21 protein-coding genes are annotated in these 24,231 nt (G+C 75.8%); 10 read left to right on the forward strand and 11 right to left on the reverse strand.

Features of this window, described 5'->3' with window-relative positions; translation table 11 throughout:
• Positions 1–168 precede the first annotated feature (168 nt).
• Both AB2L27_RS13335 and AB2L27_RS13340 read left to right on the forward strand, forming a co-directional pair.
• A complete protein-coding gene (locus tag AB2L27_RS13335; RefSeq protein ID WP_370441963.1) occupies positions 169–648 on the forward strand; it encodes a hypothetical protein in 480 nt (159 codons plus the stop codon).
• 60 nt (positions 649–708) lie between these two features.
• On the forward strand, positions 709–948 hold the full coding sequence (locus AB2L27_RS13340; RefSeq protein ID WP_370441964.1) for a DUF2530 domain-containing protein: 240 nt from the start codon (positions 709–711) through the stop codon (positions 946–948).
• Between the two features lie 209 nt (positions 949–1,157).
• Here AB2L27_RS13340 and AB2L27_RS13345 read toward each other — a convergent pair whose 3' ends face one another.
• From AB2L27_RS13345 to AB2L27_RS13360, 4 genes are all read right to left on the reverse strand, one after another.
• Positions 1,158–4,109, reverse strand: coding sequence for a sacsin N-terminal ATP-binding-like domain-containing protein (locus AB2L27_RS13345; protein WP_370441965.1), 2,952 nt, complete (start codon positions 4,107–4,109; stop codon positions 1,158–1,160).
• Between the two features lie 137 nt (positions 4,110–4,246).
• Positions 4,247–5,170, reverse strand: coding sequence for a DUF3027 domain-containing protein (locus AB2L27_RS13350; protein WP_370441966.1), 924 nt, complete (start codon positions 5,168–5,170; stop codon positions 4,247–4,249).
• Positions 5,171–5,172: 2 nt separating this feature from the next.
• Positions 5,173–5,556 carry a cold-shock protein gene (locus AB2L27_RS13355; RefSeq protein WP_370441967.1) on the reverse strand — a complete coding sequence of 128 codons (384 nt, stop codon included), beginning with the start codon at positions 5,554–5,556 and terminating at the stop codon, positions 5,173–5,175.
• 127 nt (positions 5,557–5,683) lie between these two features.
• Positions 5,684–6,454 (reverse strand): HAD family hydrolase, encoded by a 771-nt coding sequence (locus AB2L27_RS13360; RefSeq protein WP_370441968.1) that lies wholly within the window; start codon positions 6,452–6,454, stop codon positions 5,684–5,686.
• A 180-nt stretch (positions 6,455–6,634) separates the two neighbouring features.
• Between AB2L27_RS13360 and AB2L27_RS13365 the strand changes: the two genes are divergently transcribed.
• Entirely contained in the window at positions 6,635–7,258 is a 624-nt protein-coding gene (locus tag AB2L27_RS13365; RefSeq protein WP_370441969.1) for a superoxide dismutase, read from the forward strand.
• 183 nt (positions 7,259–7,441) lie between these two features.
• Here the strand turns inward: AB2L27_RS13365 and AB2L27_RS13370 are convergent, their stop codons facing one another.
• Positions 7,442–8,344, reverse strand: a complete 903-nt coding sequence (locus tag AB2L27_RS13370) for a LysR substrate-binding domain-containing protein (protein ID WP_370441970.1) — start codon at positions 8,342–8,344, stop codon at positions 7,442–7,444.
• 100 nt (positions 8,345–8,444) lie between these two features.
• On the opposite strand from AB2L27_RS13370, the gene AB2L27_RS13375 reads away from it, so the two are divergent.
• Positions 8,445–9,662 (forward strand): MFS transporter, encoded by a 1,218-nt coding sequence (locus AB2L27_RS13375; protein WP_370441971.1) that lies wholly within the window; start codon positions 8,445–8,447, stop codon positions 9,660–9,662.
• Here AB2L27_RS13375 and AB2L27_RS13380 read toward each other — a convergent pair.
• The gene (locus tag AB2L27_RS13380; protein WP_370441972.1) at positions 9,634–10,275 is read right to left on the reverse strand and encodes a copper resistance CopC family protein; all 642 of its coding nucleotides are present in this window, start codon (positions 10,273–10,275) and stop codon (positions 9,634–9,636) included. The genes AB2L27_RS13375 and AB2L27_RS13380 overlap by 29 nt on opposite strands.
• Positions 10,276–10,428: 153 nt before the next feature.
• Here AB2L27_RS13380 and AB2L27_RS13385 point away from each other — a divergent pair, with 153 nt between their 5' ends.
• The 5 genes from AB2L27_RS13385 to AB2L27_RS13405 all read left to right on the forward strand — a co-directional run bounded on the left by AB2L27_RS13385 (position 10,429) and on the right by AB2L27_RS13405 (position 16,525).
• Positions 10,429–13,596: a S8 family peptidase gene (locus AB2L27_RS13385; protein ID WP_370441973.1), complete on the forward strand. Its 3,168-nt coding sequence runs from the start codon at positions 10,429–10,431 to the stop codon at positions 13,594–13,596.
• A 111-nt stretch (positions 13,597–13,707) separates the two neighbouring features.
• Positions 13,708–13,977 carry a hypothetical protein gene (locus tag AB2L27_RS13390; protein WP_370441974.1) on the forward strand — a complete coding sequence of 90 codons (270 nt, stop codon included), beginning with the start codon at positions 13,708–13,710 and terminating at the stop codon, positions 13,975–13,977.
• Entirely contained in the window at positions 13,974–14,477 is a 504-nt protein-coding gene (locus AB2L27_RS13395; RefSeq protein ID WP_370441975.1) for a 2'-5' RNA ligase family protein, read from the forward strand. The genes AB2L27_RS13390 and AB2L27_RS13395 overlap by 4 nt, the downstream gene beginning before the upstream one ends.
• Positions 14,478–14,704: 227 nt before the next feature.
• The gene (locus AB2L27_RS13400) at positions 14,705–15,721 is read left to right on the forward strand and encodes a type IV toxin-antitoxin system AbiEi family antitoxin (RefSeq protein ID WP_370441976.1); all 1,017 of its coding nucleotides are present in this window, start codon (positions 14,705–14,707) and stop codon (positions 15,719–15,721) included.
• A gap of 390 nt (positions 15,722–16,111) precedes the next feature.
• The gene (locus tag AB2L27_RS13405) at positions 16,112–16,525 is read left to right on the forward strand and encodes a hypothetical protein (protein ID WP_370441977.1); all 414 of its coding nucleotides are present in this window, start codon (positions 16,112–16,114) and stop codon (positions 16,523–16,525) included.
• Positions 16,526–16,700: 175 nt separating this feature from the next.
• On the opposite strand, the gene AB2L27_RS13410 is transcribed toward AB2L27_RS13405, so the two are convergent.
• Genes AB2L27_RS13410 through AB2L27_RS13430 form a run of 5 tightly spaced genes read right to left on the reverse strand, consistent with a single transcriptional unit; the run spans position 16,701 to position 22,393 of the window.
• A complete protein-coding gene (locus AB2L27_RS13410; RefSeq protein WP_370441978.1) occupies positions 16,701–17,852 on the reverse strand; it encodes a cysteine desulfurase family protein in 1,152 nt (383 codons plus the stop codon).
• 1 nt (position 17,853) lies between these two features.
• Positions 17,854–18,735, reverse strand: a complete 882-nt coding sequence (gene nadC / locus AB2L27_RS13415) for a carboxylating nicotinate-nucleotide diphosphorylase (protein WP_370441979.1) — start codon at positions 18,733–18,735, stop codon at positions 17,854–17,856.
• Positions 18,732–20,351 carry an L-aspartate oxidase gene (gene nadB, locus AB2L27_RS13420; protein ID WP_370441980.1) on the reverse strand — a complete coding sequence of 540 codons (1,620 nt, stop codon included), beginning with the start codon at positions 20,349–20,351 and terminating at the stop codon, positions 18,732–18,734. Before nadB ends, nadC begins: the two co-directional genes overlap by 4 nt.
• On the reverse strand, positions 20,348–21,640 hold the full coding sequence (gene nadA, locus AB2L27_RS13425; protein WP_370441981.1) for a quinolinate synthase NadA: 1,293 nt from the start codon (positions 21,638–21,640) through the stop codon (positions 20,348–20,350). Before nadA ends, nadB begins: the two co-directional genes overlap by 4 nt.
• Before the next feature lie 60 nt (positions 21,641–21,700).
• Positions 21,701–22,393, reverse strand: coding sequence for an NUDIX hydrolase (locus tag AB2L27_RS13430; protein WP_370441982.1), 693 nt, complete (start codon positions 22,391–22,393; stop codon positions 21,701–21,703).
• 495 nt (positions 22,394–22,888) lie between these two features.
• Here AB2L27_RS13430 and AB2L27_RS13435 point away from each other — a divergent pair, with 495 nt between their 5' ends.
• Positions 22,889–24,205 carry an MFS transporter gene (locus AB2L27_RS13435; protein WP_370441983.1) on the forward strand — a complete coding sequence of 439 codons (1,317 nt, stop codon included), beginning with the start codon at positions 22,889–22,891 and terminating at the stop codon, positions 24,203–24,205.
• The last annotated feature ends 26 nt before the right edge of the window (positions 24,206–24,231 follow it).

The following is a 24,231-nucleotide window of genomic DNA, read 5'->3' on the forward strand; positions in this document are numbered from 1 at the left end:
TCGGCGCGCCGGGACCGCCGTCTGCCGGGTGGGCGTGCGTGCCGGCGGGGCCTCGGGGCTGGCGCAGTCCCCCGGGTGAGTCAAGGGCACCGGGTGCGACCCCGGCGGCGGAAGCGGCGGGGCCCGCGGGAGACCCACTACCGGCTGGGGACGAGGCTGTTCGGGGTCTTGGTGGCGCTGTTCATCGTCGGGTTGTTCGCCTACGCGGTGGTCGACGACCCCACGGACCCCGACGAAGTGCTGGGTGTCGCCTCCGCCCTCCTCTTCGGCGTCTTCCGGGCCGCCGTCGCGCCGCGGGTGAGGATCCGCGGGAGCCGGGTCGTGGTCGTCCAGCCCTGGGCGGTGGTGGTCGTGGAGCAGAGCCACTACGTGGGGGTCCACGAGGACGGAGGTGGGCTCACCCTCGACGTGGTCGGGCGAGAGGTGGACGTCTTCGCCTTCTCGGGGTCGCTGCTGGCCTCGCTCCTGGGGGACCCGCCGAAGCGGCGACTGGTCCGTGCGCTGGGGCAGTGGAGTCGTGGCGGGAACGACGGCCCCGTCGACGCCGGGGGCGAGCCGCGACCCGGCGTGTGGCCGGTGGTCCGGCAGTGCCTCGTGTTCCTGGGAGGGGGTCAGGTCCTCGCCCTCCTCGTGCCGGTCGTGCGGTGACCCCGGCCACTCCCCGGCCCAGGTCCACCGCCGGGCGATCGACTGGGGGACACTGGCCGGGTGCCGCTGTTCCTGCCCCCGTCGAAGGCGAAACCGCCCCCGCCGCCGCTGACGACCGACGACCGCCGCGCCGTCCTCGTGGGGCTGGGCGTCTGGGCGCTGCTCCTCGTCGTCGCCCTCGTCGTGCCGGAGGTGCGCTCGACGGGGGAGGGCCGCTGGCTCGGCTCGTGCATCGCGGGGATCGTGCTCGGGCTCATCGGTCTCGCGCACGTGCACCGCCGCGAGCGGCGCTCACGCTGACGGGCACCGCCCCACGCCGTCTGGTCCGGCCCGCCGCAGGCTGATTCTCGGTGGCCCACGAGGTGCCAGGCGTGCAGGAACGCTGCACCCATCGGACGACACGCCGAGGATTGAGCCTCGTCCCCGGGCGGGTCGCTCGAGGGGTGCAGCGTTCTTGCACGCCCTGACCGGTCCCGGTCCACCCTGCGCGCCTGCTGGCCGCGGCACGGTCACCTCAGCCCCGGCAGCTCCTCCGCCAGCACTCGTGCGGCGAGGCCGGCGTCGTCCCCGAGGAGCCCGACCAGCGCCGCCCGCGCCCACCAGACGCCCGCTGACGCCGCGAGTCCCGCGGCCGCACCGGCGACCGACGTCGCCAGGACCTCGCCGTCCCGCACCCAGAACGCCACGGGGACGCCGTCACACGTCAGCTCGCCCACCTCGGTCCACGTCCGCGCCAGCCCGGGCACGAGGGCGTGGGCGGCGGCGGGGACGCCCCTCTCGACGCCGGCGGGGTGGGCGAGGTCGCCGTCCGCCCGGTCCGAGGCGAGGTCGAGGTCGAGCAGGTCGGCGACCCGGACGGCGTGCGCCGCGGGGACGAGCAGGCGCGGGCCGAGGTCGGTCCGCTGCGCCCACACCGCGTCGTCGGGGACGACGACGTCGGCGGTGTCCACGGGGACGGGAACACCGTCCGCATCGAGGGCGGCCAGTCGCGCGACGTCGAGCTCCGCGGCCTCGTCGACGGCGCGGGCGAGGGCGCTCCACAGGCTGAGCAGGTCGGCGGCCGTGGGACCGCCGGGTCTGCCGGCCTCCTGGGCCGATCGGCGGAGCAGGCTGGCCAGGTCGGCGGTGCCGGCGGTGGCGAGGTCGTCCAGCACGCCGAGGGCGCGGCGGACGGGGCCGGGCAGCACGGTCAGCCAGTCGGGGCCGGGCGGCAACCAGGCGGGGGCCGAGCCCGCCGCATCGCGGACCACGTCGGCGCACGGTCCGTGCCGGCGCAGCCACCACGCGGTGAGCCCGGGACGGCGGTGCCGGCCGAGGACCCAGTCCGCGGTGAGGGCCCGCGACCCCTCCGGTTCCTCGGCCAGCGCGGCGAGCACGTCGGGCCACGCGTCCGCGACGAGGTCGAGGTCGCGGACGGCGACGACCCCCTCGACGGTCGTCCCCTCCGGGGCCTCGTGGACGACGTCCGCCCAGACCTCCTCGACGTACTCCGCGATGTCCGCGAGCCCGCGCTCGGCGGCCTCCTCGAGGGCGGCGGGGTCGGCCAGGTCCAGCGCGGGCAGGGCGACGAGCGCCGGCCCGCTCAGCACACCGACCGCTCGCAGGACGTCGGACCCCCACTCCTGCAGCAGGTCCGGGTGCACCGGAGCGACCTCGGCCGGGTTGTAGGCCCGCGCGGCGAGGGTGCCGGGGACGACGAGCGACCCCGCCGGGGCCAGGTCGTCGGCGTCGTCCGGCAGTGCGAGGTCGGCCAGCCACGGCAGGTCCCGCGCCACCCGGTCGGCGGTCGCCGGGTCCGGAGCACCGGGGCCCACGACGGCCTCCACGACGGCCAGCACCGCCTCGGCCACCGCGTCGGGGTCCTCGGCGTCGGGGGAGGCCGCGACCGCCGCGCGGACGGCGGGGTCGGTGAGCAGGGCCCACGGACCGCCCTCGCGGGCGCCGAGCCGCACGAGCAGGTCGCGGGCGGGACCGTCGGTGACAGCGGGGTCGACGACCCGCAGCCCGTGCTGAGCCAGCACCTCTGCGGTGACCGGGTCGAGGGGGTCCGCCCCGTCGGGCGCGACGTCGAGGAGCACGAGCCCTCGCGCACCGTGGACCCGGCGGCCGTCGAGCAGCGGCACGGCCAGACCGCTCATGGCCTCCCGGGCCACGGGGTCGGCCGCGGCCAGCGGGGCCAGCGCGGTGAACAGGGCCAGGCTGCCGGCGCGGTCCTGACCGGGCAGGACGTCCAGCACCTCGGCCAGGCCCATCCGCACGACGCCGAGCTCGGTCAGCACCCGGTCCGCCCCGCGCGGCGCGGCGACGAGACCGGCGAGCGCCGGGGCCAGGGCGGCGAGGAGTGCCGGGTCGTCGGCGCCCGGGCCGGTCAGCGCGACGGCCGAGGACGGCCGCACCGGCAGCGGGGCGCCGTCGACGCGCTCGACGCACAGCAGCAGCGGGACGTCGCGGGCGCGCTCCAGGACCCGCCGGCGCAGCTCGGCGTCGACCCGGCCCGCGGCGGCCCCGTACGGGACCAGCGCCAGCGCGTCGCCGCTCTCGGCGGCGACCTGCGCGAGCAGCTCGCCGTAGGCGTCCGCGGCGGCGTCCAGGAGGACGTCGGTGGCCCGGCCCGGGGCCGGGCGCCGCCGGTCCGGGCCGAGGGGGAACGTGCCGACGAGCAGGGCCCGCCACGGCAGGTCCTCGTCGGTGGGGGTGGGCGCGCACAGCACCCCCGGGGACCGGGCGCCCTCGTCCACCGGCAGCGCCCACGCGAGCTGCCAGCCCAGGCGACGCCGGTCCTCCACCCCGCGACCGGCGACGTCGGCGGGGTCGAACCGCCCGGCCCGCCGCAGCACCCGCCAGCGGTCGGTGACGTCGGCGACGCGCACGGGTGCCGTCCCGGGCCGTTCCACGACGACCTCGGCCAGCCCCGGCAGCGCGAGCAGCAGCACGTCGCCGCCCCCGCCGGCGAGCTCGTCGAGCTGGGACTCCACGAGGGCCCGCGCGGCGCCGTCGCGCAGCGGCAGCTCCACGACCGTGTCGTGGCCGGTCGGGACGGCCGCGGCGTCGGGGGCGGGGAAGGGCAGCCGCAGCGCGGCCACGTGACCGTCGCGGGCGGTGAGCTCGGCCACCGCCCCGGGACTGCCCGACCGCCGCACGAGGTCGGCGGAGTCGCCGCGGGAGAAGCGGACCGACCCCTGACCCGAGCGCAGCGCGGGGGAGTCGGTGACGGCCAGGACGGCGGCGAACCCGACGCCGAAGCGGCCCACCGACCCGCTCCCGTCCCGGTCCGCGCCCGCCTTGGCGCTCGCCCGCAGGGTGGACAGCCCCTCGACGCCGGCCGCGGTCAGCGGGGCGCCGGTGTTCGCGGCCAGGAGCGTCCCGGGACCGCCGCCGGGGTCGTCGAGCAGGCGCAGCAGGAGGCGGCCGGGGACGGCGGCCGCGGTCGCGGCGTCGGCGGCGTTCTGGGCCAGCTCCACGACGAGCCGGTCGCGGTAGGCGCCGAGGGCGGCGTCCTCCTCGGCGTTCGCGTCCTCGCGCAGCCGGGCCGGGGAGGCGTTCCAGGCGGCGAGGACGCGCTCGCGGCGGGCGGCGGTCCCGAAGGGGTCGGGCGCGGTCAGCTCCTCGCCCCGGTCACGTCCTCGCCCGACCCGGACCCCTCCGCCTGCGGTGCAGCCGGTTCCGGTGCCTCCGCCGTGCCGGAGCCGGTCGCGGTGGTCTCGGTGGTCGCAGCGGTCTCGACGAGGTCGAGGGCGTCGGGGGACAGGTCGTCCACGACCGGCGTGGACGGCTCGTCGGGGGTCACCTCGACGTCGGTCTCGCTGTGCGCGCCGCACCCGTGGTCGGCGCTGACGACGCGGCCGTCCTCGGGCGACCACTCGCTCGCGCAGACCCCGAAGACCTGCCGCAGCGACCCCGGCAGCGCCAGGAAGAACCCGCACGTGGAGCACTGCCCCTTGGCGTTCTCGGCGATCTCGGTGCGCGGGCCGCGGTCGCCCTCGTACCAGCGCCTGGCGGCCTCGTCGCGGCCCAGCGGGGACAGCACGCGCTCGCGGCCGAGCCCGAGCTCCTCGAAGGCGACCCGGTCGACGTCCTCCTCGCCGGTCTCCTCGAAGCCCTGCATGAGCAGCGGGTCGTCGGCCGTGCGCGGCAGGGTGTCCTGCGGGCCGACGTCGCCGGGGGCGAGCCGCTGCGCCCACGGCAGCCAGACGGGGGGCTGCAGCGCGTCCTCACCGGGCAGGAGGCAGACCTCGCTGACGGTGACGTTGCGGGCGCGCGAGGCGCGGGTGACGGTGACCGTCCAGCGCCAGCCGCGGTAGCCCGGCAGCAGGCAGGCGAAGGTGTGCCCGACGACGCGGTCGCCCTCGGGCGCGGCGCCGAGGTGCTCCCCGACGGTGCCGTCCTCGGCGACCTCCTCGGCCGCGGCGCGGGCCAGGTCCACGGCCCCGGCGGCCGCGGCGTCCAGCGTGGGCTTGCGGGGCCGCCGCGCCCGCTTGGCCGGCGCGGTGACGGTCCCCTCCTCGACGGCGTCCTCGCTCACGCTCACGCCTCGAGGTCGTCGGCGACGGCCCGCAGCACGGCGGCGGTCTTGCGCGCCCCGGAGGCGTCGGGGTACCGGCCCCGGCGCAGGGAGCCCGAGACGCCGTCGAGCAGCTTGATGAGGTCCTCCACGATCGGGACCATGTCCTCGGGCTTCTTGCGCGTGGCGCGGCTCACCGAGTGCACCGGGTCCAGGACGCGGACCGACAGCGCCTGGTTGCCGTTCTTGCCCTGCACGACGCCGAACTCCACGCGCGTGCCCTTCGCGAGCGTCGCGGAGCCCGCGGGCAGCGCCGAGGCGTGCACGAACACCTCCTCACCGCCCTCGGCGGCGAGGAAGCCGAACCCCTTGTCGGCGTCGAACCACTTGACCTTGCCAGTCGGCACGAACTTCTCCAGCCTGCGGTGCCGGGCGCCGCGGGGGTCCGCGCGCACCGGCGGGTGCGTCCAGTGTCTGAGCGGCCCCGGCGTCCGGCCGGCCGTGAGGCCGGCGCTCCGTGGCCGTCGGTCCAGGTTAACCGGGCAGCGGTGCCGCCCGCTCCCCCTCGCCCCGGGCGCCGCCCGCGCGCAGGTCCTGCACGTGCGTGGCCAGCCAGTCGGGGAAGTCCTCCAGGCGGGGCAGGACGACGTCGGCGCCGGCGTCGAGGAGGGCGGCGGTGTCGTGGGCGCCGGTCGGCACCCCCACGGCCACGGCCCCGGCCACGGCGGCGGCCCGCACGTCCCCGGGGTGGTCCCCGACGTAGGCGGTCGCGCCGAGCTGGGCCAGCCGCGCGCCCTTGTCCTCGGCGAACAGGTCGCCCGCGACGTCGGCCTCCCGGACCGCGCCGGCCAGTCCCGCCACCGCCAGCACCCGGTGCACGTTCGGGGTGTGCTTGGCGCTGACGACGACGCTGCGCCCGCCGTGGGCCGCCGGGGCCGCCAGGGCGGTGGCCGCCCCGGGGTAGGCGCGCACGGACTCGATGCCCAGGGAGGGGTACAGGGCGCGGTAGCGCGCCTGCAGCACCTCCAGCTCCTCCGGCGGCGTGCCGGGGGCCAGCCCGGCCAGGATGAGGTCCAGCGGCAGCCCCGCGTAGGGCCAGGTGTCGGCGACGGTCACCGTCACCCCCACCTCGGCCAGGACCGCCCCCAACGTGGCGGCGATGCCGTCGCGGGAGTCCACGAGGGTCATGTCGAGGTCGAAGCCGACCACCGGCACCCGCGGGGACCGGCCCCCCGCTGCCGCGGCGTCGGCGGCGGGTGGGGCGTCGGTGCGGGGCTCGGGCGGGCAGGCCGGCGCGGACGTCATGGGGCGACCCTACGTGGCGCCCGCACGGTCCCGACCCCGAGCGCGGAGGCGTGATCACGCGGTGAGAGGCTGCCGACGCCGGTTGCGCACCCCTGGGAGCTGCGCGAAGGTCACGGGTGCGAGGCGGTCGCCAGCGGTCGCGATCCGCCCCGCGCCGAGCACCGCTGACGAGGAGAAGGCATGGCTGACTACACCCTTCCGGATCTGCCCTACGACTACTCCGCGCTCGAGCCCCACATCTCCGGGGCGATCATGGAGCTGCACCACGACAAGCACCACGCCACCTACGTGACCGGTGCCAACACCGCCCTGGAGAAGCTGGCCGAGGCCCGCTCCAAGGACGACCTGGCCACGGTCAACCTGCACGAGAAGAACCTGGCCTTCAACCTCGGCGGCCACGTCAACCACTCCGTGTTCTGGCCCAACCTGTCCCCGGACGGCGGCGACAAGCCGACCGGTGAGCTGGCCGCCGCCATCGACGCCGACTTCGGCTCCTTCGACGGTTTCCAGAAGCACTTCGCCGCCACCGCCCTGGGCATCCAGGGCTCGGGCTGGTCGATCCTGGCCTGGGACTCCATCGGCCAGAAGCTCATCAACGTCCAGCTCTACGACCAGCAGGGCAACCTGGCCCTGGGCCTGGTCCCGATCGTCGTGCTGGACATGTGGGAGCACGCGTTCTACCTGGACTACAAGAACGTCAAGCCCGACTACGTCAAGGCCTGGTGGAACGTCGTGAACTGGGCCGACGCCCAGGCGCGCTTCGACCGCGCCCGCACCCAGACCAACGGCCTCATCGTCCCCTGACGACGACGGCCGCCGGTCGGCGGTGAGCGAGGGGCGGGACCCGGCCGGGTCCCGCCCCTCGTTGCGTCCGCGGTGGGGTGGGCGCCGGGTCTGCGGCGGGAGCGGTACCGGGCCGGTCCCGCGGCTGCACCCACGGCTGCACCGACGTGGGGACGGGCGGGGGACCGGGTGTGGGGCCGGGGGTCAGTCCCGCGCCGCCGGCCCCGGGCCGGCGGGCAGGTGCCGGTCGAGCACGGCGAGGAAGGCGCGGGTGGCGGCCGAGGCCCCGTCGCCGGCGTGCAGGACCGAGCTGCGGCGCGCGGGCCCGTCGACGACCGCGACCGTGTGCAGCCCGGCGCGGTCGAGCACGGCCGAGGCCGGCAGCAGCGCCGTCCCGGTCCCGCGGCGCACCAGGTCCAGCACGAGACCGACGTCGTCGGACTCCACCACGACGTCGCGCACGAGGCTGGCGGCCGCGAACGCGGCGTCGGTCTGGCGCCGGCCGCCGGTGCCGGCGGGGAAGTCGACGCAGGGCCGGGCCGCGACGTCGCGCAACCGCACGCGGCGCCGCCCGCGCCAGGGGTCCCCGGCCGCCACGACCGCGACGTGGCGCTCGACCGCCAGGAGGCGCCGCTCGACCCCGGCGGGCGGTTCGGCCATCGCCAGCCCGACGAAACCCACGTCCAGGGAGCCGTCGGCGACCCCGGCCAGGGTGGTGTCGCTGCCCTGGACCGCGACGTGGGCGCGGACCGCGGGGTGGTGCCGGAGCAGGTCGGCCAGGACGTCGGCCAGGCGGACCTCCGGCAGCGTGGGGACGGTCCCGATGCGCAGCCGGCCGGCGACCGCGCCACCGGCCGCGACGACGTCGGTGCGCAACCGGTCCAGCTCGGCGAGCACGGTGCGGGCGCGGGGCAGCAGGGCGGCCCCGGCGGCCGTCAGCCGCACCCGGCGGCTGGTCCGCTCGAACAGCCGGGTCCCGAGCTCGGCCTCCAGGGTGGCGACCTGGTGGCTCAGGGCGGACTGGGCCATCCCGAGCTGCGCGGCGGCGCGCGTGAAGTGCAGGTCGGCGGCCACGGCCAGGACGCACTGCAGCTGCGCGGGGGTCACGCCCGCCAGTCTCGCGCCGGGGCCGCACCCGTGTCGATCGTGGAACGCGATCGGTGACCGGGGGTCGATCGCTTGGACACCACGAGGGCGCGGGCGCACGATGAGGCCCGTGCTCACCCGCCCGCTGCTGCTGCTCATGGCCGTCACGACCGGTCTGACCGTCGGCGGCAACTACGTCAACCAACCGCTCCTGGACACCATCGCCTCCGACGTCGGCGTCGACGACGCCCGCGCGGCCGCCCTCGTGACCGTCTCGCAGGTCTCCTACGGCCTCGGGCTGCTGCTCGTCGTCCCCCTGGGCGACCTGCTGGAACGACGCCGGCTCCTGGTCGTCCTGGCCCTGCTGGCCGCGGCCGGGCACGCGGTCTGCGCGCTCGCGCCGTCCTACGCCGTGCTCGCCGTCGGCACCGCCGTGGCAGGGGTGTTCTCGGTCGCGGCCCAGGTCCTCGTCCCGTTCGCGGCCGAACTGGCCGAACCCGGCCGGGAGGGGCGGGCCGTCGGCACGGTGATGAGCGGGTTGCTCATCGGGGCCCTGCTGGCGCGCAGCGTGTCCGGGGCGCTGGCGGAGGTGGGGGACTGGCACACGCCCTACGCGCTGGTCGCGGTGGGGCTGCTCGTCATCGCGGTCCTGTTGCGCCGCGAGCTGCCCCGCAGCGTGCCGGGAGGCACCGGCGGGTACCTGGCCACGCTGGCCTCGGCCGCGCGCCTGGTCGCCGAACTCCCGCGGTTGCGCACCCGCGCCCTGCTCGGGGGGCTGGGTTTCGCCGGCGTCTCCGTCCTGTTCGCGACGATGACGTTCCTGCTCGCCGGTCCGGGTTTCGGGTTGTCCGAGCTGCAGATCGGACTCGTCGGGCTCGCGGGGGTGGCGGGGGCGGCGATGGCCTCCTACGCCGGACGGATGGCCGACGCCGGCCGCGGGCAGTGGGCCACCGGCATCGGCGCCGTCGGTCTCGTCGCCACCTGGGGTCTGCTGGGGCTGTCCAGCTCGGTGTGGCTGACCTCGCTGCTGCTGTTCGTCCTCGGGTTCGGCCTGGCGGACATGTTCCTGCAGGCCGTCCACGTCTCGAACCAGAACGTCGTCTACCCGCTGCGCCCGGACGCCCGGGCCCGGCTGAACTCGGTCTACATGACGACGTACTTCGCCGGGGGTGCGCTGGGGTCGGCCGCCGGGTCGGCGGCGTGGGGCGCGGGGGGCTGGTCCCTCGTCAGCGTCGTGGGGGCCGGGTTCGGGGTCCTCGTCGTCCTCGTGTGGCTGCTGGACCTGCGCCTGGAACGGGCGGGCCGGACGCTCAGCGCCGCCGGCGCCGGTAGCCGATGACCCCACCGACGGCGCCGACCACGACGACGGCGCCGATCCCGGCGGCGATGAGCCAGCGGTCGCCGTCGGAGGCCACCGGGTCCGACGGGTCCACCGCGGCCGGGCTCGAGGCGGTCGCACCGGCCCCCTCGCTCGGGGACGCCGCGTCCGTGGGGGCCGGTGAGGCGGGGGCCTGCGAGCCGCCGGCGGCCGCGGTCGCGGTGAAGGAGAAGCTGCCGGAGACGGGGTGCCCGTCGGAGGACGTGATGCGCCACTCGACCTGGTAGGTCCCCGCGGGCCGGGCCCCGGTGAGGGGTTCGCTGACGTCGGTGTCGACGATCTGCGGGTCCCCCCCGGACACGACGGTGCCGTCGGGGCCGGTGACGCGCACGAGGGTGCCCAGCGCCAGCGGCGTGGACGACATGGTCAGGACGACGGCGTCGGGGGCGGTGGCGACGGTGGCGCCGTCGGTGGGGTCGGTGGACTCCAGCCGGTCGTGGGCCGCGGCCGGTCCGGCGGTGGCCACCCCGCCGGCGAGGGCGAGGAACCCCGCGGCCAGCGCCAGCGGCACCCGGCGCGCGCCGGCGCGGGCCGGGTCGGGGGTGGCGGAGCGGGGGGCGGCGGTGGTCGACACGCGCCAAGACTACGGAGCGTCGGAGACGGCGGGAGGTCCGCCCCGGGCCGGGGCCGTGTCGGTCTTGACGGTTCGCCCGTCACCCGATTGGCTGCCCCGCGTCACGTCTTCACCGACTGTCACTTGCTGCACACTTCTAGTAATCCTCTCTTCGTGCCCCTGCTGGAGGCCACCGTGGTCGCCCGTCGTCCGCTCACCACTTCGGCGCTCGCGATGGGGGTGGGGCTCCTGCTGACCGTCGCGCCCGCGCTCCCCGCGACGGCCGCCCCACCCCCGGCCACCGCGCCGCCCTCGTCCCAGGCCGCCGACCGCACCTTCACCGACGGCGACTACGTCGTGACCCTCGCCCAGGACCCCATCGCCGGCTACGACGGCTCCCTGCCGGGCATCCCGCGGCTGAAGTCCGCCGGCGGGGACCTCGACCTGGCCCGGCCCACGACCCGCCGCTACCGGGACCTGCTGCTGTCGGCCCAGACGAAGGTCGCCGACGTCGTCGGCGCCGTCCCGCAGCAGCGGTACACCGTGGCGCTCAACGGGTTCAGCGCCCGCCTCACCGGCGCGCAGGCCAAGGAGCTGGCCGCCACGGCCGGGGTGGTCTCGGTCGCCCCCGACGTGACCCGGCACCTCGCCGACCCCGCCGAGGCCGGCGCCGGGAGCAGCCCGGAGACCGGCACCGAGACCGGCACCGAGTCCGGCACCGAGTCGGGTACCGATTCCGCGTCCGAGACCCGGTCCGGTACCGACCAGGCCACCGACCGCAGCGCGAGCACCCTCAAGGCCCCGGCCCGCGGCGCCCGCACCACGGCCGACTACCTGGGCCTGACCGGCCCCGGCGGCGTCTGGGACCGCCTCGGCGGGCCCGGGCAGGCCGGCCGCGGGGTCGTCGTGGCCGACCTCGACACCGGCCTGTGGCCCGAGCACCCCTCGGTCGCGGGCGCGAAGCTGCCGACTAGGGCCCCCGCGGACGACCCCCACGGGCCCTACCGCAGCGGTTCGACGATCCGCATGACCAAGGCGGACGGCGGCACCTACACCGGCGTCTGCCAGACCGGGGAACGCTGGTCGGCGTCGAACTGCTCGACCAAGGTCGTCGGCGCCCGCAGCTTCAGCGACGGTTTCCGCCAGGCCCACGCCCTGGGCGGGGAGGAGTTCGACTCCGCCCGCGACAGCGACGGGCACGGGACCCACACGGGCACGACCGCGGTCGGGCGCACCGGGGTTCCCGCCACGATCCGGGGCGAGGGGTACGGCGACGTCACCGGCATCGCCCCCGCCGCCGCCCTCGCCGTCTACAAGGTGTGCTGGACCAGCGAGGAGGGCGACAACGGGTGCCAGACCTCCGACCTCGTCGCCGCGATCGACCAGGCCGTCGCCGACAACGTCGACGTCATCAACTACTCCATCGGGTCCGACCCCTCGCCGGACCCGGCCGACCCGGTCGAGACGGCGTTCCTCGTCGCGGCCTCGGCCGGGATCTTCGTGTCGGCCTCGGCCGGGAACTCCGGTCCGGGGGCCTCCACCGTCGACCACCAGAGCCCCTGGGTGACCACCGTCGCGGCGGCCACCTCCGTCCTGCGCGAGGGCACCGTCGTCCTCGGCGACGGCACCAAGCTCGTCGGAGCCCGGTTGCAGCGCGAGCCGTTGCCGTCGGCGCCCCTCGTGCTGGGGTCGGCCGTGCGGATCCGGCAGGCCCCGGCCGATGACGCCGACAAGTGCCTCGACGGCTCGCTGGACCCGGCGAAGGCGAAGGGGAAGATCGTCGTGTGCGAGCGGGCCATCACCGCCCGCGTCGCCAAGTCCGCCGAGGTCGCCCGCGTCGGCGGGGCCGGGATGGTCCTCTACAACCCCGTCCCGAACTCCCTGGAACCCGACGCGCACACCGTGCCCACGGTCCACCTGGACACCCGGGAGGGGGAACGGCTCGTGGCCTACGTCCGCGGGCACCGCCGTCCCACCGCCTCCTTCCAGGCCGGGAACACGAGCGGGCGGCCCACCGCCACCCCCCAGGTCTCGGCGTTCTCCTCCCGCGGCCCGGCCCTCGTCGACGACGGGGACGTCCTCAAACCCGACGTCACCGCCCCCGGGTCCGGGATCGTCGCCGGGTACTCGCCCGTGGCCTCGGCCGACGGCGAGGACCTGTTCGCCCCGGAGTCCGGCACCTCGATGTCGGCCCCGCACGTCACCGGCCTGGCCGCCCTGCACCTCGCGGCGCACCCGGAGTTCACGCCCATGATGGTCAAGTCGGCCCTCATGACCACCGCGCGCGACGTCGTCTCCGCCTCCGGGCGGCCCGTGCGCCGGGTCCTGTCCGCCGGGGCCGGTTTCGTGGACCCGGCCGCGATGCTGACCCCCGGCCTCGTCTACGACTCCACCCCCCTGGACTGGCTGCGCTGGCTGGAGGGTTCCGGGGTCGACACCGGGACGGGTCTGGAGGCCGTCGACCCCAGCGACCTGAACCAGCCCTCGATCGCCGTCGGGGACCTCGTCGGCTCGCGCACCGTGACCCGGTCGGTCACGGCCGTCACGGGCGGGTTCTACTACGCGCAGGCGGACGTGCCCGGGTTCGACGTGCAGGTCCAGCCGAGCGTGCTGAACCTGCAGCCGGGCCAGACCGGGCGGTTCCGCGTGACCCTCACCCGGACCACCGCCCCGGTCGACCAGTGGTCCTCGGGGTGGCTGACGTGGACCGGCGGGGACCGTCTCACCGTCCGCTCGCCCGTCGCGCTCAAGCCGCTCACGCTCGGCGGGGTGCCGGCCGAGCTGACCGCGCCGGCGTCCAGGTCCGGGTCGGTCCGCGCGACCGTGCTGCCCGGCACCTCCGGCCCGCTGGACCTCACCACCGCCGGGCTGGTGGCCGGTGAGACCCGCCGCGGCCGGGTGGACCAGGGCGACGTCCGCGAGTTCCCCGTCACGATCCCCGAGGGGACGACCTTCACCCGGTTCGACCTCGTGGGGCAGCCCGGTTCCGACCTCGACCTGTACCTGTACACCGAAGGCGGCACGCTCGTCGGGCAGTCCGCGGCGGTGACCGCGGACGAGCGGATCGACGGGTTCGTCGAGCCCGGGCGGTACGTGCTGCAGGTCTCCGGGTACGCCGGCGCCGACGGCGGCCCCGACGCGGGGTACGCGCTGACGTCGTTCGTCCTCGGCGCCGGCCCCGGCACCGGGACCTTCCGGGTCGCCCCGGACCCCCTGCTGCTGGAGCAGGGGCGCCCGGCGACCCTCACGGCGTCGTGGCGGGGGCTGGACCCGGCCCGGCGCTACCTCGGGACGATCACCTACGGCGACACCGGCCAGCGGACGGTCCTCGCCGTCGGGTGAGGACCCGGCACGATCCCCGGACCACGGCCCGGTCACCTCGCGGAGGTGGCCGGGCCGTGCCGCGTCCGGGCACGGTCGGCCCCCGCGCAGGGGGCGTGGCACAGTGGCCGGGTGCAGCAGCCAGGGACTCCCCGGGGGACTCAGCCCGCGCAGCCCACGAACACCGGGGCCATCGCAGGGGTCGTCGCCTCCGTCGCCGGGCTGGTCGTCTCCCTCGTCATCGCCCCGCTGTCGATCGTCATGGGCCTGGTCGTCGTCGGTTTCGGCGTGCGGGCCCTGCGCAGCGGGCACCCCGACCGGGGCTGGTGGACCGCCGCCCTCGCCCTGGCCGTCGTGTGCGTCGTCGTGGGCGTGGCGGCGACGGCCGTGGCCTTCGCGTGAACCCGTTCATCGTCGCCGCCGAGGTCGAGGAGTCGACCCAGGACGCGTTCGACCGGCTGCGGCGCACGCACTTCCCGCCCGAGCGGAACCGGCTGGCCGCGCACCTCACGCTGTTCCACGCCCTGCCGGGCGATGCGCTCGGTGACGTCCTCGACGCGGTGCGGCGGGCTTGCGCGCGACCCGCACCGACCGCGGAGGTCACGGGGGTGCGCTCGCTGGGCCGCGGGGCGGCCCTCGTCGTGGCGAGCCCGGGGCTGAAGGCCGCACGCGCCGCCGTCGCCGGTGACTTCACCGGGCGGCTGACCCGGCAGGACGCGCACGGGTTCTCCCCGCACGTCACCGTGCAGAACTTCGTCGACCCGGCCGTGGCGCGCGCCACCGTGGCGGCGCTCTCGGCGGAGCTGACCCCGTGGGAGTTCACCGTCACGGGACTGGCGGTGCACCGCTACGCCGGTGGCCCGTGGGACCGGGTGGAGGGCTTCTCCTTCGGCCCGCGCTGAGTCCGTGCGAGCCGGTCGCCCTCCCGGCCCTCGGAGGGCACGGGTGCCAGCCACGCTGGACCCCCGTCCGAGACCGAGCCGGTCCCGTTCGCCACCTCGCCCTCTCCGCCCCGGTCATCTCGGTCGCGGCGTCGCCGCGGCGTGATCACGTCGTGGCACCGACGAACCGTGGTACATCGAGCCCCCATCGCGTTCAGTTCCCACCTGCGTTCATCTATGCTGAACACGTGCAAGGACTGAACGACGTGTCAAGCGTCAATCCTTCTCGGGCGTTGATGCGTCTCCACGACGTGGGGGTGTCTCTGGAGGGTCTGTCGTCGGCGGGCTTGGCCGGTGGTGGCCCGGTCGTGGCGACGCTCAGCGGCGCAAGCAGGCAGCACCGGGTCGCGGTCGTCTCGAGCCCGACGATGACTCTCACCGAGGTGCTCCCGCTCACGGAGCGCACCCAGGGGCTCCCGTTGATCGTGCTCGGTCCCGCCGTCAGCGAGCGCGCGGCCGATGCCTTCAGGCGCAAGCGCATCAACTACGTCGATGAGCAGGGAAACGCGCACGTCCAGCTCGAGGGAATCCTCATCGACATCCGGGGTCGCAAGGGCTTTGGGGGGGAGATCCGGTCGAAGAGCGTCGCGTCGGCCAACGGCCCGTTGACGAGGTCGAACCTGTTCAGTGCCAAGCGAGCCCAGATCATCTTCACCCTCCTCGCCTGGCCCGAGCTGCACGAAGCGCCCATGCGCACGGTTGCACGAGTCGCCGGTGTCTCCTTGGGGAAGGCTTCGGAGACCTACTCCCTCCTGGAGGAGCTCGGCTACCGTGACAAGCGCGCCTCTCCGGGCTTCCTCCGGCGAGAAGAACTCCTGGAGGGGTGGCTCCTCGCCTACCCCACCGGTCTCGGGCGCAGTACTCGGCTCAGGGACCTCGAAGGCGACCCTGCGGTTCCCCTCCACCTCGATGCGGGCTGCGTCGTCAGCGGTGAGTACGCGGTCCCCGAACTCATCAAAGGGAGAAGCGTCATCATCTACGTGGAGGAGCTGCGGCCGCGCATGGTGGCGTCCCACCGTTGGCGTCCCGGCCCGCGACCCAACATCCACATCCGTCACAAGTTCTGGAGTGAGGAGGTGCCGCGGTCCGAGGCGCCCCACCCGCGGACCGCGCCTCCTCTCCTGATCTACGCAGACCTCCTGATGGCGAGCGAAGGCAGGCAAGCCGAAGCGGCACACCAGTACCGGCAGATCCATGCCTTCTGAACCTCACGCCGGGTACTTCTCGACCCTGGATGCCGTCGTGCGAGAGATCACCACGTGTGCAGACGTGTCATCGGGCTCGCTCATGCTCGTCGGGGCGTTCTGCCGCGACCTGCTGCACCACCAGCACGGTTCCCCCTTCCCCGTGCGGACGACGAGTGACGCTGATCTCGGCGTGGCGATCGACGACTGGGGTGTCCAGCGCACGATCGACGCGAGCTTCCCGCGTACCGGCGCCAGCGGAATCCGCTACATCATCGCTGGTCTCCCCGTCGACATCATCCCCTTCGGGGACGTCGAAGACCCGGAAGGAACATCGACCCGCCCGGGCGGGGGGAAGGCGTCAGCGTCTTCGGGTTCCACGACGTCTACGCGGGAGCGACTGATCTGCAGTTGCCGACTGGCGGTGCCATCAAGGTTCCGACAGCGCCGGGGTACGGGGTCCTCAAGCTGGCGGCCTGGCTCGACCGGTCTCCCCAGCACATCACCAAAGACGCGAGCGATCTCGCTGTCGTCGCTCGGTGGTACGAGAATCGCAACGATCTGACGGACGAGCTCTACGGGACCGACGAGGGCGCTGAGATCTTGGCCCGCTTCGACTACGACCCGGGAGATGCGGCCGTCAGCGTTCTCGCGAGGGACATGGGGAACGCCCTCGCCCTCTCGCGCAAGAACGAGTTGCGAGAACGCCTGGCGGTGGCCGATCTGGATTCCCTGGCGAAGTACTTCTCCTTGGACAACACGCGGGTGCCTGAAGAGCAGTTCGTCGAACGTCGGCGGCGGGTCGGGATCCTGGTCGACATCTAGCGGTCGTGCGTGGTGCCATCGAGAAGGCGCCGCGAGCACCGTCCTCCGGCTCCTGAACCCGGTGGTCCGCGAGCCCTCGAACCTGCCCCGTCACCACCTCTGCGGAGCGCGGAGAGCCGGGCCACCTCGGGTGGCGGATCGCGGCGTCCGTCCACCCGCCGCCCGTCCGACGGGATCAGGTGCGCAGCGCCCCCGCCGCGGCCACGGCCGAGGGGAGCGCGGCCAGCACCCGGTCGACGTCCGCACCGGTCGAGCCGCTCCCCAGCGTGAACCGCACGGCCGTGCGCGCCAGGTCGGCGGACAGGCCCGTGGCCAGCAGCACGTGCGAGGCGTCGTCGGAGCCCGCGGCGCAGGCCGACCCGCTGGAGCAGACGATCCCGGCGGCCTCCAGCTCGGCGAGCACGGTCTCCCCGCCGACGCCCTCGAAGCAGAACGAGGCGTGCCCGGGCAGCCGGTGCGTGCGCGAACCCGTGAGCCGGGCACCGGGGACCGTGGTGAGCACCCCGTCGACGAGGCGGTCGCGCAGCGCCTGCAGCCGGGGGACCTCGGCGTCGCGGGCGGTCGCCGCCAGGTGCAGGGCGACGGCGGTCCCGACGGCCGAGGCGACGTCGCTCGTGCCCGAGCGCCGGCCGAGCTCCTGCCCGCCGCCGTGCAGGACGGGGGCCAGGGGGACCGACCCCCGGACCCAGCAGAACCCCGCCCCCCGCAGCCCGCCGAACTTGTGGGCCGAGGCCGACAGGGCGTCCACGCCGAGGCGGTCGACGTCGAGGTCGAGGTGCCCGGCGGCCTGGACGGCGTCGGTGTGCAGAGGGATCCCGAACCGGCGGCAGCGGGCGGAGACGTCCGCGAGCGGCTGGACGGTGCCGATCTCGTTGTTCGCGTACATCACCGACACGAGCGTGGTGTCCGGGCGCAGCACCGCCTCCAGCGCGTCGAGGTCGACCCGACCCTCGGCGTCGACCCGGACCACGTCGACGGTGAACCCGCTGTCGCGCAGCGCGAACGCGGTCTCCAGGACGGCCGGGTGCTCGATCGCGGACACCACGACGTGCCGGCCCCGGGGGTTCGCGGTGGCGATGCCGGTGACGGCGAGGTTGTCCGCCTCAGTCCCCCCGGCGGTGAAGACGACCTCCCCGGGCCGGGCGCCGAGGACGTCGGCGATCGCGGCGCGGGCGGCGTCCAGGCCGGCCTTGGCCGCCCGGCCCACCGCGTGCGCGCTGGAGGGGTTGCCCGTCACGGACGTGAGGTAGGGCCAGACGGCTTCGAGCACCTCCCGCCGCGGTGGGGACGTCGCGGCGTGGTCCAGGTACGCCACAGGGGTCTCCACGTCAGGCCCCCGCGACGGTCGTGTCGAGCCCGAGGTCCAGCGTGCGGGCGTTCTGGGTCAGCGCCCCCACCGAGACCAGGTCCACGCCCTGCTCGGCGATGCCCCGCACCGTCTCCAGGGTGACGCCGCCGCTGGCCTCGACGAGGGCGCGGGAGCGGGACCGGACGAGGGCGACGCCCGCGGCGAGGTCGGCGAGGGAGAAGTTGTCGAGCAGGACGACGTCGACGTCGGCGGCCAGCACGGCCTCGAGCTGGTCGAGCCGGTCCACCTCCACCTCGATCGTCGTGGTGTGGGAGATGTTCTCCCGCACCGACTTCAAGGCCGTCGTGACGTCGAGCCCGCTCGCCAGCAGCACCGCGAGGTGGTTGTCCTTGACGAGGACGGCGTCCGAGAGGGACCAGCGGTGGTTGTGCCCGCCGCCGGCCCGGACCGCGGCGCGTTCCAGGGCCCGCAGCCCCGGGGTCGTCTTGCGGGTGTCGACGACGCGCGCGCCGGTGCCGGCCACCGCGTCGACGAACGCGGCGGTGAGGGTCGCCACGCCCGACAGGTGCTGCAGCAGGTTCAGGGCGATCCGCTCGGCGCGCAGGACCCCGCGGGCGGTGCCGCGGACGCGGCCCAGGACGTCGCCGGGCGCGAACCGGGTGCCGTCGGGGGCCAGGTCCAGGGTGTCCAGCCTCCCGCCGGTCAGGGCCGCGGCCTGGGTGAACGCCTCACGGGCCGCGGCGGTCCCGGCGAGGACACCGGGCTCGCGGGCGACGAGCTGGGCGTCGGCCACGGCCTCGGCCGGCAGCAGCGACTCGCTCGTCACGTCGCCCCAGGGGGCGTCCTCGGCCAGGGCGAGCGCGACGACGCCCGCAGGGGTGTGCGCGGGGGTGGGGTTCACGGGGTCCTCCGGAGGCTGCGGCGGCGGGGCCGGGCGGGGGTGGTGGGGTGGTCGGCGCGGAAGTGGGCGCCCAGGCTCTCCTCGCGCGCGGTGGCGGCGGCGACGAGCAGCTGACCGGCCAGGAGCAGGTTGGCGTCCTCCCACGTCGCGCGCGGGACGTCCAGGGCCCCCGCGTCGAGCTCGACGGGCGCCTCCTGGGGGGTGAGCAGCTTGGTGGCGACGGCGAGCCCGGCGGCGTCGCGGACCAGGCCGGCGTGCTCCCACAGCGCGGCCTGCACGTCGCGCCGGCCGACGTGCGCGGCGACGGGGCGGGCCGGGGCGGGGACCTCGCCCACCTGCTCCTCGGCCTCCTCCGCGACCTCCCCCTCGGTCGTGTCGTCGCCGAACCGGGCGGGGCCGGGGCCGGTCGCGATGTCGGCGACGACGGCACCGCCCACGACGAGGGCCTCCAACAGGGAGTTCGAGGCGAGCCGGTTCGCCCCGTGCACCCCGGTGCACGCGACCTCGCCGGCGGCCCACAACCCCGGCAGGGAGGTGCGCCCGGCGGCGTCGGTGCGCACGCCGCCCATCCAGTAGTGCGCGGCCGGGGTGACCGGCAGCGGGTCGCGCTCGGGGTCCAGCCCCGCCCGCGCGGCGAGGGCCGCGATGCCGGGGAACCGGTCGGCGAACGGGCGTCCCAGGGCGGCGCGGACCCCGGTGGCGTCGAGCAGGACCGGGGTGCCGCCCTGACCCGCCATCGCGGTGGCGATGGCCCGGGCCACGACGTCGCGCGGGGCCAGTTCCCCGCGCGGGTCGGCGTCGAGGGCGAACCGGCGGCCGGTGCCGTCGCGCAGCACGGCGCCCTCGCCGCGGACGGCCTCGGAGACGAGGAACGGTTCGCCGACGGCGGCGACCGTGGGGTGGAACTGGAAGAACTCCAGGTCGGCCACGAGCGCGCCCGCGCGGAAGGCCGCCGCGAGCCCGTCGCCCGTCGCGACGGCGGGGTTCGTGGTGCGGCTGAACAGCTGTCCCGCCCCGCCCGTGGCCAGCACCACGGCACCGGCGTGCACGCGCAGCAGGGTGCGGGGGCCCCCGGCGGCCGGGCCGAGCGCGAACTGCGCACCCGTGACCCGGCCGTGCGACGTCAGCAGTCCCAGCAGGAACGCGTCCTCGCGGACGTCGACGTCGCTGCGGCGCACCGCCCCGGCCAGCGCCCGCGAGACCGCCGCGCCGGTGCGGTCGCCGCCGGCGTGCAGGATGCGCGGGCGCGAGTGCGCGGCCTCCAGGCCCAGCGCCCAGCCGGTCGTGCCGCTGCGGTCGAAGGCGACCCCGCGTTCGGCCAGGACCCGCACCGCGGCCGGTCCGGCCGCGCACAGCGCCCGCGCCGCGGCGGGGGAGGACAACCCGGCCCCGGCGGCGAGGGTGTCGGCGACGTGGGCGGTGACGTCGTCCGGCCCGGTCGCGGCGGCGATCCCGCCCTGGGCCCAGGCCGTGCTGCCCTCGCCCAGCGCCGTCTTGGTCGCCAGCACCACGCGGCCGTGGCGGGCCGCCTCGAGCGCCGCCGTCAGCCCGGCGACGCCCGCGCCGACCACGAGGACGTCGGTGCGCACGTCCGTGCCCGGGGCGGCCGGTGTCACGCGCCGACCGCCAGCATCCGCTCCACCGCCGTGCGCGCGTGGGCCGCGACCTGCGCCTCGACGCTGACCTGGTTCACGACCCGGCCCTCGACGAGGGACTCCAGCACCCACGCCAGGTAGGCCGGGTGGATCCGGTACATCGTCGAGCACGGGCAGACGACGGGGTCCAGGCACTCGATCGTCAGGTCCGGGCGGGTGTCGGCCAGCCGGCGCACCATGTTGATCTCGGTGCCGATCGCGAACGCCGTCCCGGCCGGGGCGGCGTCGACGGCGAGCTGGATGTAGCGCGTCGACCCCGCCTCGTCGGCGGCGTCGACGACCTCCACCGGGCACTCGGGGTGCACGACGACGCGGACGTCGGGGTTCTTCGCCCGGGCCTGGGCGATCTGGTCGACGGTGAACCGCTGGTGCACCGAGCACCAGCCCCGCCACAGCACGACGCGGGCGTCGAGGAGGTCCTGCTCGGAGTTCCCGCCGCGGGGTTTGCGCGGGTCCCACAGCGGCATGTCCTCGACCGCGACGCCCATCGCCTTGGCGGTGTTCCGGCCCAGGTGCTGGTCGGGGAAGAACAGGACGCGCTGCCCCCGCTCGAACGCCCACTCCAGCACCTCGCGGGCGTTGGAACTGGTGCAGACGATCCCGCCGTGGGCGCCGCAGAAACCCTTCAGGGAGGCGGCGGAGTTCATGTACGTGACGGGGACGACGGGCACCTTGCCGTCGGCGTCGGGTTCGGTGCCGTACAGCGCGGCGAGCTGGTCCCAGCACGCCTGCACCGCGTCGATGTCGGCCATGTCCGCCATCGAGCACCCGGCGGCGAGGTTCGGCAGGATCACCGGCTGGTCGTCGGTGGTCAGCAGGTCGGCCGTCTCGGCCATGAAGTGCACGCCGCAGAACACGACGAACTCGGCCTCGGGGTGCTTCAGCGACTGCTGGGCGAGCTGGAAGGAGTCGCCCACGAAGTCGGCGTGCTGCACGATCTCGTCGCGCTGGTAGGCGTGCCCGAGGATCGTCACCCGCGACCCCAGCGTCTCCTTGGCCGCGCGGATGCGCCGGTCCAGCTCGTCGGCGGGCAGCAACCGGTACTGCGCCGGGATCTGCTGCTGCACGGGGGAGTCGGCCGGGGCCGGGTCCTGCCGGGAGGCCCCGGCGCCGTACGTCGGCGTCGGCAGGGGCCGGCCGGGAACCGCGTCGAACTGCCAGGGCCCGGTGGGCAGGTCGGGGTCGCAGGTGCTGTCCGCGCCGTCCGGGGTGCGGGTGAGCAGGGCGATCTGCGTGGGGACGGACGCCATCGTGCTGCCTTCTCTCGGAGTTCCCGCGCGGGGGTGCACGGGGTTTCGTGGGGGTTCGGGTCAGGCCAGGGGGCCGGCGGTCCGCAGCGGACCGGCCGACCCGTCGGGGACGACGGCCCGGTAGAGCTTGGGCGGGCGGTGCCGCCCGCCGGTCTGCCGTTCGCCGGTCTCGACGACGGTGCCCGACGCCTCCACCTGGCGCCGGAAGTTCGCGGGGTCCAGCGAGCGCTGGAGCACCGCCTCGTGCACCCCGCGCAACTGCGCGAGGGAGAACCGCTCGTCGAGGAAGTGCTGGGCGACGTGCGCGAACTGCACCTTGGTGCGCAACCGCCACAGCGCGTACTGGACGATCTCGTCGTGGTCGAAGGCCAGACCCGTGCAGTCGTCGGCCGACGTCCAGCGGACGTTCTCCCCCTCCACCGCGGCCGCCGCCTCGTGGTTGCGCACGAGGGCGGAGTAGACGACGGACACGACGCGCTGACCGGGGGAGCGGTCGGGCCGCCCGAACGTGTAGAGCTGTTCCAGGTAGCTGGGCCGCAGGCCCGTGGTCTCGGCCAGCGTCCGCCGGCCGGCGTCGCTCAGGCTCTCCTCCTGCCGCACCCACCCGCCCGGCAGGGCCCACTGGTCGCCGTACGGGTCGCGCGTGCGGCGCACCAGCGGCAGGTGCACGCGCACGTCGCCGCGGCGGTCGGGCAGCAGGGCGAAGATCACCGTCGAGACCGCGACGAGGATCGCCTGCTGGGACGTGCTCATGAGGAGGTCGGACCCCGGATCAGTAAGGGTGGTTCTGACATCAACTGCTGCGGTCAGCACTGTAGGCCCCCGCGTCCCCCGTCGACAAGCCGCCGGCCCGGGCGCGCGGCCGGGAGCACCGGACAGCCACCGGGAACGCCCCCGGGAACGCCGCTGGGAACGCCGCCGGGAATACGGGGTGACAACTCCCGGGGAGCGGTCGTACCGTCGAGGTACACGGGAAGGAGGTGGTCCGAACACATGGTTTCTCATCGGACGCGTGAGGTGGCTGCCCGCTAGCAGCTGCGTGCAGGACGCGGACCGCTCTGGTCGCCCCGCGCAGCGCGGCGAATCCATGGCAGTCACCGGGTCCCCGGGCGCCGGGTCGTCCACCGGCCCACCGCGACGGTCTCCCGACCGCGGCGGTGGAAGCGCCCGGGGGCTTTCTCCTGCTCCTGCGCGGTCGCAGCAGGTCGCGCAGGGAGGTTGTCCCGGACAACCACCTATCCTCGGGCGGTGAGCCCTCCACCCGCCGCCCCGCGGTGGCGCCTGCTGGCCGACACCACCCCGCTGCGCGAGGTCCCCGCCTTCCGGTGGCTCTGGATCGGGCAGTCCCTGGCCGGGATCGGCACCCAGCTCACCGTCGTCACCGTCGGCCTGCAGGTCTTCGCCCTCACCTCCTCCACCCTCGCCGTCGGCCTCGTCGGCCTCGTCGGCCTCGTCGGCCTCGTGGGCCTCGTCGCCCTCGTCCCCCTCGTCGGACTCGGCCTGTACGGCGGCGCGCTCGTCGACGCGCACGACCGGCGCCGCGTCGCGCTGCTCGCCTCGGCCGTGCTGTGGGTCCTGTCCCTCGCCATCGCCGCCCAGGCCTGGTGGCACGTGGACTCCGTCGGGCTGCTCTACCTGCTGGTCGGGCTGCAGAGCGCCGCCTTCGCCGTGAACAACCCCGCCCGCTCGGCCATCGTGCCCGGGATCGTGCCGCGCGAGCTGCTGCCCGCCGCCAACGCCCTGTCCGGCACCACGAACGCCGTCGCCCTCACCACCGGGCCGCTGCTGGCCGGTGTCCTCGTGTCGACGTGGGGGTTCCAGGCCGCCTACACCGTCGACGCCGTGACCTTCGTCGCCGCGCTCGTCGGCGTGCACCGGCTGCCGCCCATGCGCCCGGAGGTGCTCCCGGGCAGCCACCGCCCCGGGCTGCGCTCGGTCCTGGAGGGCGTCCGGTTCCTGGCCACCCGCCCCAACCTGCGGGCCACCTTCCTCGCCGACCTGTGCGCGATGGTCCTGGCGATGCCCCGCGTGCTCTACCCCGCCCTCGGCGCGGCCGAGCTCGGCGGGGGAGCGCGCACCGTCGGCCTGCTCGGCGCCGGGTTCGCGGTCGGCTCCGTCCTGGCCGGGCTGCTGTCCGGCCCCCTCGGCGGCGTCCGCCGGCAGGGGGCCGTCGTCGTCGGTTGCGTCGCCGTCTACGGCGCCTCGATCGCCGCGTTCGGCCTCGTGCTCGTCCTCGCACCCGACGGGACCGGCGGCAAGCTCTGGACCTGCGTCGGGCTGCTCGCCGTGTCGGGGGCGGCCGACGCCGTCAGCTCCGTCTTCCGCGGCACCATCCTGCAGGTCGCGACCCCCGACGCGCTGCGCGGCCGGCTGCAGGGGGTGTTCGTCGTCGTCGTCGCCGGCGGCCCGCGCCTGGGCGACCTCGTCCTCGGGTCCGCCGCGACCGGGGTGGGGGAGGGGACCGCGGCGCTCGGGGGCGGGGTGGCCTGCGTCGTCGCCGTCCTGGCGCTCGCGAGCGCCCAGCGGGGGTTCTGGCGCTACGACGCGCGTCACCCCGCGCCGTGACGCCCGGGCGCGACCGGCAGACTCCC

It is taken from the genome of Kineococcus halophytocola, assembly GCF_041276425.1.
Lineage (GTDB): Bacteria > Actinomycetota > Actinomycetes > Actinomycetales > Kineococcaceae > Kineococcus > Kineococcus halophytocola.

Excerpts from the sequence above, each read along its gene's own strand:
- AB2L27_RS13365 (WP_370441969.1), top strand. The coding sequence starts at position 6,635 with ATGGCTGACTACACCCTTCCGGATCTGCCCTACGACTACTCCGCGCTC.
- AB2L27_RS13360 (WP_370441968.1), bottom strand. The coding sequence starts at position 6,454 with ATGACGTCCGCGCCGGCCTGCCCGCCCGAGCCCCGCACCGACGCCCCA.
- AB2L27_RS13375 (WP_370441971.1), top strand. The coding sequence starts at position 8,445 with ATGAGGCCCGTGCTCACCCGCCCGCTGCTGCTGCTCATGGCCGTCACG.
- nadA (WP_370441981.1), bottom strand. The coding sequence starts at position 21,640 with ATGGCGTCCGTCCCCACGCAGATCGCCCTGCTCACCCGCACCCCGGAC.
- AB2L27_RS13430 (WP_370441982.1), bottom strand. The coding sequence starts at position 22,393 with ATGAGCACGTCCCAGCAGGCGATCCTCGTCGCGGTCTCGACGGTGATC.